At 63.9% G+C, this 12,546-nt stretch carries 11 protein-coding genes; 4 read left to right on the forward strand and 7 right to left on the reverse strand.

The window, feature by feature from the left end; genetic code table 11:
- Position 1: 1 nt before the first annotated feature.
- From AC3EML_RS25195 to AC3EML_RS25220, 6 genes are all read right to left on the reverse strand, one after another.
- On the reverse strand, positions 2–988 hold the full coding sequence (locus tag AC3EML_RS25195) for an ABC transporter permease (protein ID WP_352522031.1): 987 nt from the start codon (positions 986–988) through the stop codon (positions 2–4).
- Positions 985–1,965: an ABC transporter permease gene (locus AC3EML_RS25200; RefSeq protein WP_352522030.1), complete on the reverse strand. Its 981-nt coding sequence runs from the start codon at positions 1,963–1,965 to the stop codon at positions 985–987. The genes AC3EML_RS25195 and AC3EML_RS25200 overlap by 4 nt, the downstream gene beginning before the upstream one ends.
- Entirely contained in the window at positions 1,962–3,527 is a 1,566-nt protein-coding gene (locus AC3EML_RS25205; RefSeq protein ID WP_023687963.1) for a sugar ABC transporter ATP-binding protein, read from the reverse strand. Before AC3EML_RS25205 ends, AC3EML_RS25200 begins: the two co-directional genes overlap by 4 nt.
- A gap of 93 nt (positions 3,528–3,620) precedes the next feature.
- A complete protein-coding gene (locus tag AC3EML_RS25210; RefSeq protein ID WP_023682221.1) occupies positions 3,621–4,745 on the reverse strand; it encodes a sugar ABC transporter substrate-binding protein in 1,125 nt (374 codons plus the stop codon).
- A gap of 327 nt (positions 4,746–5,072) precedes the next feature.
- Positions 5,073–6,101 carry an HTH-type transcriptional regulator GntR gene (gene gntR / locus AC3EML_RS25215; RefSeq protein WP_352522029.1) on the reverse strand — a complete coding sequence of 343 codons (1,029 nt, stop codon included), beginning with the start codon at positions 6,099–6,101 and terminating at the stop codon, positions 5,073–5,075.
- A 155-nt stretch (positions 6,102–6,256) separates the two neighbouring features.
- A complete protein-coding gene (locus AC3EML_RS25220) occupies positions 6,257–7,429 on the reverse strand; it encodes an MFS transporter (protein WP_352522052.1) in 1,173 nt (390 codons plus the stop codon).
- Positions 7,430–7,660: 231 nt separating this feature from the next.
- On the opposite strand from AC3EML_RS25220, the gene AC3EML_RS25225 reads away from it, so the two are divergent.
- The 4 genes from AC3EML_RS25225 to mocR all read left to right on the forward strand — a co-directional run bounded on the left by AC3EML_RS25225 (position 7,661) and on the right by mocR (position 10,957).
- The gene (locus AC3EML_RS25225; protein WP_023817904.1) at positions 7,661–7,948 is read left to right on the forward strand and encodes a DUF3175 domain-containing protein; all 288 of its coding nucleotides are present in this window, start codon (positions 7,661–7,663) and stop codon (positions 7,946–7,948) included.
- Positions 7,949–8,156: 208 nt separating this feature from the next.
- Positions 8,157–9,068, forward strand: a complete 912-nt coding sequence (gene iolE / locus AC3EML_RS25230; protein WP_023673064.1) for a myo-inosose-2 dehydratase — start codon at positions 8,157–8,159, stop codon at positions 9,066–9,068.
- A 214-nt stretch (positions 9,069–9,282) separates the two neighbouring features.
- A complete protein-coding gene (locus tag AC3EML_RS25235; RefSeq protein ID WP_023673063.1) occupies positions 9,283–9,489 on the forward strand; it encodes a LacI family DNA-binding transcriptional regulator in 207 nt (68 codons plus the stop codon).
- Position 9,490: 1 nt separating this feature from the next.
- Positions 9,491–10,957 carry a rhizopine catabolism transcriptional regulator MocR gene (mocR, locus tag AC3EML_RS25240; protein ID WP_023673062.1) on the forward strand — a complete coding sequence of 489 codons (1,467 nt, stop codon included), beginning with the start codon at positions 9,491–9,493 and terminating at the stop codon, positions 10,955–10,957.
- Between the two features lie 19 nt (positions 10,958–10,976).
- Here the strand turns inward: mocR and AC3EML_RS25245 are convergent, their stop codons facing one another.
- On the reverse strand, positions 10,977–12,221 hold the full coding sequence (locus AC3EML_RS25245) for a DegT/DnrJ/EryC1/StrS family aminotransferase (RefSeq protein WP_023673061.1): 1,245 nt from the start codon (positions 12,219–12,221) through the stop codon (positions 10,977–10,979).
- Positions 12,222–12,546: the final 325 nt, after the last annotated feature.

Raw genomic sequence — 12,546 nt, forward strand, 5'->3', positions numbered from 1 at the left:
GTCAGCGGCTTGCCGGCGCGCGGCCGTAGAGCAGGAGCATGGCGACGATGACCAGGCCATAGACGATCTGCCGCCCCGCCTCCGGCATCTGCATGACCGAGAGTATGGACTGCAGGAGGGTGATCAGAATGACACCGGCGACGGTGCCGAGATAGGAGCCGCGGCCACCCAGGATGGAGGTGCCGCCCAGAACCACGGCGGCGATCGACGGCAGGAGATAGGCATCGCCCATCGATTGCGCCGCCTTGGAGGCATAGCCGGCGAGAAGCACCCCGCCAAAGGCGGACAGCCCGCCTGAGATAGCGAAGGCGATCATCACCACGCGCCTTGTATCGATGCCGGAGAGATAGGCGGCACGCTCGCGGTTGCCGATGCCGTAGACGGTGCGGCCGAAGCTGGTGCGGGACAGCACGAACACCATCGCGGCACCAATCAGCGCCCAGATGATGACGGCGTTAGGCACGCTAGGAATGGTAAAACCTGTCGCAAGATAGCGCATGGCGCCGGTGGCCGAATCCTGTGGCGAGTAGCCGCCGGTATAAACGACCATGAGCCCTTGCGCGACAGCGTTGGTGGCGAGCGTGATGATCATCGAGGGTATGCGCAGATAAGCGACGCCAAAGCCGTTGACGATGCCGATCAGCACCCCGCAAAAGATGCCGAACGGGATGGCCAGCGCCACACCGATCGGGCCATAGGCCGCAGCCGCACACGCCATCATCGCGCCCGCCGCCACCGCCCACGGCACCGACAGGTCGATTTGGCCTAGCAGGATGACCAGCATCATGCCTGTGGCGATGACGCCGAGGAACGAGGCCACCTTGAGCTGCTGCAAGAGATATTCAGGCGACAGAAAGCTCCTGGAATAGAGGCTGCCTAGGAACAGCAACAGCACGATGCAGGCGAAGGCCGTCAGCACCGCCGGATCGGCGCGGCGGATGAATTTCGGCATGCGGCCGGCGATGCCGCCCAACGTCGTTTCGCTCACAGGAACCACTCCAGCCGGTTGCGGACCCGAAATAGTGCGAAGGCGCCGAGGCTGACCGCAACCAGCAGGATAACGCCCTGGAACAGTGGCTGCCATAGCGGGTCGAAATCGAACACGAACAACAGGTCGCCGATGGTGCGGAAGGCCAGCGCGCCGAAGATGGCGCCGATGGCGCTGCCTTTGCCGCCGAACAGCGAGACGCCGCCCAGCACCACCGCGGCGATTGAAAACAGCGTATAGGCGTTGCCGCTGGCATAGGCTGCATCGCCGGTATAGGTGAAGAAGGTCAGGAACAGTCCGCCGATCGCGGCCAACAGGCCTGCGAGCGCGTAGGCAGCGAACTTGCCGCGCCTTATCGGCACACCGGACATGTAGGCCGCCGTCTCCGACGAGCCGGCCGCATAAGCCGCGCGCCCGAGCACCGAGCGGCTGAACGGCACCCAGACGATTAGCACGACGGCGAGCAGCGCGATAAGACTGGCCGGCACTACGCCGAACAGGCGCCCGGTCAGCGCGTCGGCGAGACCTTCGTTGACCGAACCGCCGGGAAACGGCCTCAGCAGCAGCGCGATGCCGAAATAGACCGCACCCGTGGCGATCGTGGCGACGATCGGCTGCAGGCGGCCGTAGATGACGATGGCGCCGTTGATCGCCCCGCACAGGAGCCCGGTGCCGAGCACGGCGATGACGCCGAAAGCGGTCTCAAGGCCGGTGCCGATGACCACCCAGGAGGCGAGGCAATTGGTCAGCGTGAAGATCATGCCGACGGAGAGGTCGATGCCGGCGGTGATCACGACGAGTGTCTGCGCCATGGCGACGAAGGCGAGCAGCACGCCCTTGTTCGACGCCGTCTGCACGACATTGGCGGTGAAGCCCGCCGGATGGTTCGAGGTGTAGATGACGAACATGACAATGAATATGCCGAGTGCCATCAGTGTTCCGCGCTGCTCGGCCAGCCGGTAGCGCCACTCTTTCACGCGTCCGCTCCCTGTCTTGCGCCGGCATCGTCTCTTGCGCCGGCGTCATCGCCGTGGATGTTGAGCGCGCTTGCAATCAGCGCCCGCTCGGTGATCTCGGCTCCGACCAGCTCGCGCTTGACCGCGCCGTCATAGAGCACCAGCACGCGGTCGCAGCAGCCGATCAGTTCGTCATAGTCGGTTGAATAGAACAGGATCGCCGCCCCCGCATCCGCCAGCTTGCGCATCAGTTGATAGAGTTCCTGCTTGGTGCCGACATCGATGCCGCGCGTCGGATCGTTGAGCAGGATGATACGCGGCTGGCGCATCAGCCATTTGGCGATGACCACCTTCTGCTGGTTGCCCCCCGACAGCGCACCGACCGGAATGTCGAGGCCGGCCGTCTTGATCGCCAGCAGCCCGACCATGTCGTCGATCAGCCGCTGTTCGGCGGCGCGGTCGATGATGCCGGCCTTGGACAGCCGGTCTAGGGCGGCAAAGGAGAGGTTCTCGCGCACCGTCATCGGCAGCATCAGGCCTTCGGTCTTGCGGTCCTCCGGGATCAGCGCCATGCCGATGCGGTCGTCGCGCGCCGCTTGCGGGCTGGCGATCGAAACCGGCTTGCCGTCGATAAGGATCTGGCCGCCGAGGCCGCGCAGCACACCGAAAAAGGCAAGCAGCAATTCGCGCTGGCCCTGGCCGTCCAGGCCGCCAAGGCCGACGACCTCGCCTGCCCCGACCGTCAGCGAGACATTGTCCAGCCGGTCCGTCCAGGACAGCTTGCGCGCCTCCAGCACGGGAACGGCGGCGGCTGCGGTGCGCGCGGGTTTCGGCGGGAAAATATGGCTGTATTCGCGCCCGATCATCAGTTCGACGACTTCGTTGTCGCTCTTTGTGCCTGCCTTGTAGCTGGCGACATTGCGACCGTTGCGAAACACCGTGCAGTGGTCGGCAAGCTCGGCGATCTCGTTCATGCGGTGCGAAATGTAAAGCAGCGCCAACCCTTCCGAGCGCAACCGCTTGAGCACGCTGAATATCCTGGCGACGTCCGTCGCGGTCAGCGCCGAGGTCGCCTCGTCGAGGATCAGGATGCGCGGCTTCCTGGCCAATGCCTTGGCAATCTCGACCATCTGTCTTCTTGAAAGCGGAAGATCCTTGACCAGCGCCAATGGATGGATATCGGCCGCACCTGCGCGTGCCAGCGCATCCTCGGCAATGCGGCGCTGCGCCTTGCGGTCGATCATGCCGAAACGCTTCGGCGGATCGGAGATGACGATGTTGTCGGCAACGCTGAGTTCGGGAACCAGCGACAGCTCCTGGAAGATGCAGACGATGCCGGACTTGTTTGCAGCAGCAGGCGAAGCGAACGTCACCTCGCTGCCGTTCAGCATCATGCGGCCTTCGTCGGGCGCGACGACGCCCGCCATGACCTTGATCAGCGTCGATTTGCCGGCGCCGTTTTCGCCGAGAATGGCGTGGATGCTACCGGACGAGACCGAAAGCTCGGCCTTTTCCAGCGCCCGCACGCCACCATAGCGCTTGGATATGCCTTCCATCCGGAAGAGCGGAACCGCACCGTCCATCGGCCCTCCCGAGGCAGTTTGACTTCAAGGGATATCGAGTGGCCGGCGCCGCGGAGATCCCGCGGCGCCGGATATGCCGCCTATTGGTCAGCCCTATTGGTCAGCTTTGGTCTGACCCATAATTTCCTGCGCGGTGAAATTGATGCCGCAGGTCGGGAAGGAATTGCCGACGAAGAAATTGTCGGACTGGTCGGGGAAGAAATCCTGACCGGCCTTGAAGTTCGGATCCTCGACGATCGCCAGTGGCAGTTTCACTGCTTGCGGAACGACGTTGCCTTCGAGCGCGGCAATCGCCGTCTTGATGGCGACCGCGACCTGCGCCGGACCGGTGCCGGCCGATGAGCATTTCAGCCCGTCGCCGGCATGTGCCGCGCAGAACTTGCGGAAACCGTTCTCGGTCTCGCCGCCGAACGGCACGAAAGCATGCTTGGCATCGATCATCGCCTGCACGATGCCGGTGTCGCCGCCTTGCCCGGTGATACCGTCGAACGGACCGTTGGTGGCAATGGCGTCGGCCGTGGCCTTCTGTGCCACGCCGTCGTCCCATTTGCCGACCACCTCGGTGACGTCCCATTTCTTGCCGGAGGCATCGAGCGCTTCATGGATTCCGTTGTGACGGTCGGTGTCGACGGAAGTCCCGGCAACGCCGCGCACTTCGAGCACCTTGCCGCCATTCGGCACATGGCCGACCAGCCATTTGCCCCACAATTCGCCAAGGCCCTTCTGGTCGACATTGACGTTGATGGCGTCCTTGGTATCGAGAATATTGTCGAAGGCGACGAGGATGACGCCAGCTTCCTTGGCGCGCTTGATGACCGGCCCGAAAGCGGTCGGGTTCTGGGCGTTGACGACGATCGCGTCATAGCCGGAATCGATGAAGTTGTTGATCGCCGAAATCTGAGCCGGCACGTCTTCGCCGGTCGAGACGACCTTGAATTCCTTCAGTTTCGCGGCGACCTCCGGCTGGGCCGCATAGGCCTTGGCGGTCTGCACCATCTGGATGCGCCAGGTGTTGGCGATATAGCCATTGGCGAGCGCGATGCGGTATGGGCCGTCTTTCTTGGGGAACTTGAAGAACTGCGTATCGGCCGCCCAGGGCGCAAAGCAATCCGGCTCAGCCGACGGGCCCTTGACGACTTCCGGGTCGGCCATGGCCGACGAACTCAGCATGACGAATGCAGTGGCGGCAACGATGCCACCAACAAGTGACTTGATCATCGATATTCCTCCCAGTTGTAGTTTTATTTGCTGCTGCTTGTTAATTTTGATGCTGTTTGTCGTGGTGTGTTTTCCACGCCTGCCGAAGGCCCTCCAGCCTGGCCGGCGCCACGTCTCAAGGGCCCGAAGCCGGCCCGATCCCCTCCCCCTCGCCGCTTCACAGGCGAGAAACGAAACTAGCATATTATACATAATAAACAAGCATGAGCTGTTGCTTATGTATAATAAACAGGCAGGGCCTCTCATCAAAACGTCTGCCCGACGAAAATGGTAGCGCTACCATGACGTTGTGTAAAGCACCATGTGCTGAGGCCGGCCAAAGCGTGTTCAGCGTGCGGTGCTCTGGCGGGGCTTGAGTTCGAAACCGAGATCGACGACCCGCTGCTCAGGCCTTCGTCCTGCGATCGCCGCCAGCGCCATGGCGACAGACCGACGGCCGATTTCATAGCGAGGGGTGCGGATACTGGTGAGCGGCGGGAACGCCGCCTGCATCATTTCGAGGTCGTTGAAGCCGACAATGCCGATTGTTTTCGGCACGTTGAGCGCGGCGCTATGGCATTCGAACAAAACGCCGAGCGCGATGTCGTCATTGTTGCAGAAGACGCCGTCGAGCGCCGGCATCTTGGCCAGCGCATCGCGAAGCAGCTCGCGGCCGAGCGTCACGCTGGACACTAGCGGCGTGGTGGTGACCAGCCGCGGGTCGAACAGGCCGGCCTTCTCCATTGCCGCGCGATAGCCGGCAAGCCGCCGCTGCGAGCGCGGGTCCATGCGTGCGCCGATGAAGCCGATCCGCCGGTAGCCCGCCTCGATCAGATGCTCGGTCGCGGTGCGGCCGCCGTCGAAATGCGAGAAGCCGACCAGCATGTCGACCGGATCGGGCCCGGTCTCCATCACCTGCACCACCGGGCAGCCCGCGCTCTCCAGCAGCTTTCGCGAGGTCGGCGTCTGGTCGATGCCGGCCACGATCAGCGCCGCCGGGCGCTGCGGTGCGAACACCTGCAGCAGGCGCTCCTCCTCGAGGCCGGAATAATGGGTGTTGCCGAGCTGGACGCGGAACGGGCCGTCCGACAGGCTGTCATAGATGCCGCGCACCACTTCGGCGAAGACGTTGTTGGTCAGCGACGGCACCAGTACGCCGAACACATCGGCGCGCGCCGAGGCCAGCGCCCGTGCATTGGGATCCGGGACATAACCGAGTTCGTCGACGGCGGCCTGGATCTGGCGCCGCAGATCCTGGCTGACGCGTTCCGGTTCGCGCAGCGCCCGCGACACGGTGATGGCGCCGACGCCGGCCTTGCGCGCCACGTCTGATAGGGTCGGGCGGCCGCCGCCGCGACGCGAGCGCGGCTTGGTCATGGACATCCTCCACGTGCCGGGCCCCGGCCGCTGCGCCCTTGCGAAACCATGTTCAGCTTTTCCACTGCCACCATGCCGGCTGCTGCCGCACCCACTCGCCTGCTGGCGTCGCGCAGCCAATCGCCCTTGTCAAGCAACAGGGCAATCCTGCCTTATTAAGCCATCAGGGCAGCACTGCGTTTTGCTTTCCACAGCAGCAGCCCGATCGCCACTATGTTCAGCAAGTTCCATGCGATCCCGTTGAGGAATGCGGCGGCGTAGGAGCCCGTCAGGTCGTAGATCCAGCCCGACATCCAGCCACCGATCGCCATGCCGAAGATGGTCGCCATCATGACGATGCCGATACGCTGGCCGGCCTCCCTGGCGGGCAGGTATTCGCGCACGATGATGGCATAGCAAGGCACGATGCCGCCTTGCGACAGGCCGAACACCAGCGACACGACATAGAGCGAGGCAAGCCCGTCGAACGGGATGTAAAACAAAAGCGACAGGCATTGCAGCACGGAACCGATAAGCAGGGTTTTCACGCCGCCGATGCGGTCGGCGACAAAGCCGGAGGCGAGCCGGCTGACGACGCCCGCCGCCATCATGATCGACAGCATGTCGGCGCCATGCGCAATGCCGTAGCCAAGATCCATGCAATAGGCGACGATGTGCACCTGCGGCATCGACATTGCCACGCAGCAGCCGAGACCGGCAACGATCAGCAGCACCTGTAACGTCGCCGGAGACAGCGAAATCGACTGCACTGTCCGGCTTCCGGGTGAACCGGCGGCAGCCGCCGCCGGAGCAGCGCGCCGCAACAACAGCACCAGTGGCACCATGGTAACCAGGCAGAAGACACCGATGCCGGCATAGGTGAAGCGCCAGCCCTCCGCCTTGATCAGTGTCGGCATGATGGTTGGCCAGAGCGCTCCGGCGAGATAGTTGCCAGCCGCCGCAGCTGTGACGGCGACGCCGCGCCGACGGTTGAACCAGTGCGAGATGTCGGCGATCAGCGGCCCGAAGATCACCGATGTGCCGACACCAATCAGCACGCCCTGGGCAAGGGTGAATTGCAGGATAGAGGTCGACAGCGCGGCGAGCAGCAGGCCGGCGGCGAGAGCCACCGAGGATAGCAGTGCCGGGATCCAATACCCCATGCGATCGACCGCGCGGCCAACCAGCACATTGCCGGCGGCGAAGCCGACCATGGTTGCGGCGTAGGGCATCGATGCCGCGGCGCGGTCAACGCGGAACTCGGCCTGCACGGCCGGCAGCACGACGACGACGGCCCACATGCCGACCGCACCGATCGTCGCCAGCAGCATGGAGATGGCAAGCCGCATCCAGGCGTAGCTGCTGTCGATGCCGGGGCTATCCGCCTGATTGGCGACGATCGGGGTCAAGGCGTTTCCTGTCTACGGTCCTGGGAAGTCGACCGTTGTGTCGCCACTATCGGCGCATTCACCGCGACGGGCAGCGCCACAGGGCCATGATCCGTGGCTCCAGCGGCCCGGCGACTTTCTCGGGAACCGGCGGCGGCCTGCCCGAGTTTTTGCGACAGGAAGGAGTTTGTCATGACCGCGAAAAAGAAATGGTCGGCCGAGGTGACCGAGCACAGCGATGCGATGGACCTCGAGGACCACATCTTCGAAGCCGACGACGCCAGGAAGACCGCGGCCTCGCTCAAGCGCTCGGCCGAGCACAGCGACCGCCGCAAGGCCGAGCCGTTTCAGTCGGCCATGTCGTTGCTGAATTTCTACATCAACCGCGCCGGCAAGAACCTGCCGCAGGCGCGCCGGAAAGTGCTCGAGGACGCCAAGGACGAACTGCGCGCGGCCTTCGGAAGGCCGCAGCAGGATTAATGCATGTCGCTCAAAAGTGGCGCCGGTTTTGAGACAACGACATGCAAAGACCTAAGCGCGTCGACTTAGTCCGTTCAAACGGGACGCGCTTTAGCGCTCCCGATTGGCTCTGCCAAATTCACCTCAACTGGACCTAGTGACAGGTCCTCTTTCCCCTCAGTTTGCCGGCCTCGGCTTTGTGTTTCCCCGAGCCCTTTGAAGTAGCGGCATGACGGTCAAGATCGGCATCAATCCCATCACCTGGAGCAATGACGATGTTCCCGCACTCGGCGGCGATACGCCGCTCGCGACATGCCTGTCGGAAACCAGGCAGGCCGGCTATCGCGGCACCGAACTCGGCGGCAAATTCCCCAGGCGAAGCGACGAGCTTGGACCGATCCTGTCTTCTTACGGACTGGAACTCGTCTCCGGCTGGTATGACGGCCGCATTCTGGACCGCACGGTCGACGAGGAATTCGCCGCCCTCACCTCGCATCTGACCCTGCTGCGCGACCTCGGCGCCAAGGTCGTCGTCTATGCCGACACCTCGCGCGGCCGTCATGACGGCATTTTCGCGCCGATCTCACAGCGTCCGCGCCTCGCTGACGGCGAATGGACCGCCTATGGCGAGAAGCTGACCGAACTCGCCGACCGCATGGCTGCCTTCGGCGTCGGCATGGCTTTCCATCACCATATGGGCACGATCGTCGAGAGCGATGACGAGGTCGACAGGCTGATGGCCGCAACCGGCAAGAGCGTCGGCCTGCTGTTCGATACCGGCCATTGTCTGTTCTCAGGCGGCGACCCGGCCTCCCTCCTGAACCGGCATCTCGACCGCATCGTGCATTTCCATTGCAAGGACGTCCGCGCGGCCGTGCTGGAGAAGGCACGGCGCGAGGACATGAGTTTCATGGCGGCAGTGATGGAAGGAATCTTCACCGTGCCCGGCGATGGCTCCGTCGATTTCCTGTCGCTGCTGCAGCCTCTGGCCAGCCATGGCTTCGAAGGCTGGATCGTCGTCGAGGCCGAGCAGGATCCGGCCAAGGCACACCCCTTGACCTATGCCACGAAAGGTTACGCTTCGCTTCTCAAAACGGCCTGCGCGGCCGGGTTCGACGTGGCAATACGAGACATGGCCTAACCACCGCCGGGGGGCTGGTGGTTGGGCCGGTTGGGCGCGCGCCTCGGTAGGGGTAGCGACGCGAAAGCGCCCGGCGATCCGCGCCGCCGCCCTCCCTTGGCGGCGCGGATCGCACAGTTCTTGGCATCGAAATTTTTGCCCCCGAGTTGCCGGCCCGGCGTTTCCAGCTTGAGGCTGGGGACGAGGCATGCCTTGATGCAGATGGAGGAGCGACATGGCATTCGAGGCGGCACTCGGCATGGAACGGCTTTGCACCATCCGTGAGATCGCCGAGAAGGCGGAACTCGGCGCGGCAACCGTTCACCGCGCGCTGAAGAACAGCCGCGAGGTCCGTCCCGAAACCAGACGGCTGGTGCTGGAGACTGTCTGCCTGCTTAACGAAGAGAAGATCGCCCGCGCCGCCAGGTTGGTCGGAGACTAGCTTGGCCGACCATATGCGCCTTTCCCTCGACATCATGTCGGTCGACCGCGGCTCGGACGAACCGATGCACCGGCAGATCTACGGCGCCTTGCGGCGCTTCATCCTCGACGGCCAGATCCAGCAGAACACGCTGCTTCCTTCGACACGCTCGCTGGCCGAGGATCTCAAGGTCGGCCGCAACACGGTGATCGCCGCCTACGACCAGCTGCTCGCCGAAGGGTTTATAGAGGCGCGCGCCGGGTCCGGCACCTGGGTGGCGCCGATCCAGCAGAAACGCCCGCCGGCCGCGCTGCGCGCCGGCCTCGCCGCCCCGCAAAAACTCTCGCGGCGCGGTCAGACCATCGTCAACGGCCCGCAGCCGCCACGCAATGCCGGCGTCATCAACTTCCATCCGGGCGTGCCGGAATCGGCATCCTTTCCCTTCACCATCTGGTCGAGCCTTCTGGTGCGCAATGCGCGCAGCCGCGATGAGAATTTGCTCGGCTATATCTCCTTTGCCGGCCATCCCGGCCTGCGCCAGGCCATCGCCTCGACCATAAGCCTGTCGCGCGGCATCAATTGCACCGCCGACCAGGTCATCATCGTCACCGGCGCGCAGGCAGCACTCGACCTCGCTTCGCGCGTGCTGATGGACGAAGGCGACCATGTCTGGATGGAGGAGCCCGGCTATCTCGGCGCCAAGAGCGCCTTTCTCGCCAGCGGCGCGCAGCTTGCGCCCTTGAAGGTCGATCGCCTTGGATGGCATCTCGCAGACCCAGAGCTGCCGCCGCCGCGCCTGATCTATGTGACGCCATCCTGCCAGTGGCCGTTCGGCACCATCATGCGCATCGAGGAACGGCTGCAGCTGCTCGACATCGCCGAGCGCCACGGCGCCTGGATCGTCGAGGATGATTATGACGGCGAGTACCGGTACCGTGGCCGGCCGGTACCGGCGCTGCGCGGCCTCGATCACGCCGACCGGGTCGTCTATATCGGCTCCTTCGGCAAGACGCTGATCCCGGCGCTCCGCATCGGCTATCTCATCGTGCCGCGCGAACTGTCGGTCCCCTTCGACCGCGCCGTCTCGATCACCGGCCAGTTCGCGCCGCTGATCCTGCAGGCGACGGTCAACGACTTCATCACGCAAGGCTATTTCGCCACGCATCTGAAGCGTATGCGCCGGCTCTATGCGCGCCGGCAGGCCAATTTCGTAAAACTGTGCCAGGAGCATCTGGCCGAATGGCTGACTGTGACCGAGAACGATTCCGGCATGCAGCTGCTGGCCAGTTTTATCCGACCCTACAAGGACAGCGACGTCGTCGCCGCTGCCGTCAAGGAGGGCCTCGACGTGCAGGGCATCTCGATCAACTACCATTCGAGCGAGCCGGAACACGGCCTGCTGCTCGGCTATGCCGCGATGGACGAACGCCAGATCCTGCGCGCAGTGCTGGCGCTGCGCGCCGCCTTTATGCGACTGGACCGGCAATAAGCCGGTCCAACGCGGCTCTTCAATTCACGCTGTCGAATTTCTGCAGGTCCACCGGTGCTGCCTTGCGCACCTCGACATCGTCCAGCGAGGCATTCTCCAGCGCCACACGGGCCGCCGCATCGATGTTATGGATCATGTCGTCGATGTCGGCGTCGCCATGCGCCGGATTCATCGCGATCATCACCGTGCGGTTGAGGATGTCGAGAGAACCCTTGCCGAGGTCGTCGGCATAGGTCAGCCGCAGGCCCTTGTTTTCCGGCAGCGTGTACGGATTGAGCGCCGGATGATGCGCGCCCTCATGCATCAGCACCTGGTCCCACTGGGTGAAATTGTGGCGGCCGGTCTTGCCGGCAATGACGCTCGGAATGGTCTTCGAAAAAGTCTGCGCCGCCTGTTCGCTGGGCAGCAGATACATTACCTGTGCCGCGCAATCGTCGTCGGGGCTGTTCATCGGCGACGGCGTCAGGCCGAGATTGCCGAGATGGCGCGTGCCGGCCAGCACCTTCTTCTTCTCCGCCCGCATCGCCTCGATGATGCCGTCCAGACGGTCGAGCTGGACATTGAGCATTGCACCCATCAGTTCCGAGGCGCGCGCCCCGATGCCGGCGAACGGCTTGATGCTGTCGCTGCGGCCCTGCCAGTAGAAGTGGCAGGGGTCGATGGCGCAGCGCGCGCGCTCGGCCACTTTCGGATCGCTGGTGGCGATGCCGCCGCCCTCGCCCGACGTGATGTTCTTGAAGTAGTTGAAGGAGTAGGCGCCGGCATGGCCGATGGAGCCGAGCTTCTTGCCCTCATAGCCGCCGCCAATGCCCTGGCAGACATCTTCCAGCACGAGCAGACCGCGTTTTTTAGCGATATCCATGATCGCGTTCATGTTGCAGGCCGCACCCCACATATGCACCGGGATGACCGCCTTGGTGCGCGGGCCGATGGCGTCGCGCAGAGCGGCCGGGTCAATGGTCAGGCTCTCGTCGATGTCGACAATGACCGGAATGGCGCCGACCGACAGCACTGCCGTTGCGGTCGCCATATAGGTGTGCGCCGGCACCAGCACCTCATCGCCCGGGCCGATGCCGAGGCCGATCAGGCCGGCGGCGAGCCCATAGGTGCCGCTGGCGGCCAGCGCAAAATGCTCGACGCCGAGATGCCTGGCATAGCGGGCCTCGAAGCGGTTGCACTCGCTGTTCTCGCCATAGCGAAACAGCGCACCCGAGCGGATCACCCTGGCAATGGCTTCGATCTCTTCTTCGCCGGCAGTGTACATGGCAAGTCTCCACATCGCTGATGGTATGAAAGCAGTACGCCTGCGGCCGCTGTTTGAAAGAACCACTCCGCTGCGATCTGACCAAGCCATCCCGGTTGCTTGATGGCCGGGTTTGACGCCGAATGTGGGCATATCGAATGAAATCGACATTCCAGAATGCAGGCCCGCGGAAAAATCGTACCCATCCGAATTCGTCGAAGTGGCCCTGTCGGAAAGCCGGCATTGGGCGTTCCATCGCGTCCAGTTGGGCAAACGGTCGGTTCCATGCAGCACGGGACACACTTTGGAAGACCCTCGAAACCGGCGTGCCGGCAAGATGGTGGCC

The organism is Mesorhizobium sp. P170090 (assembly GCF_057786115.1).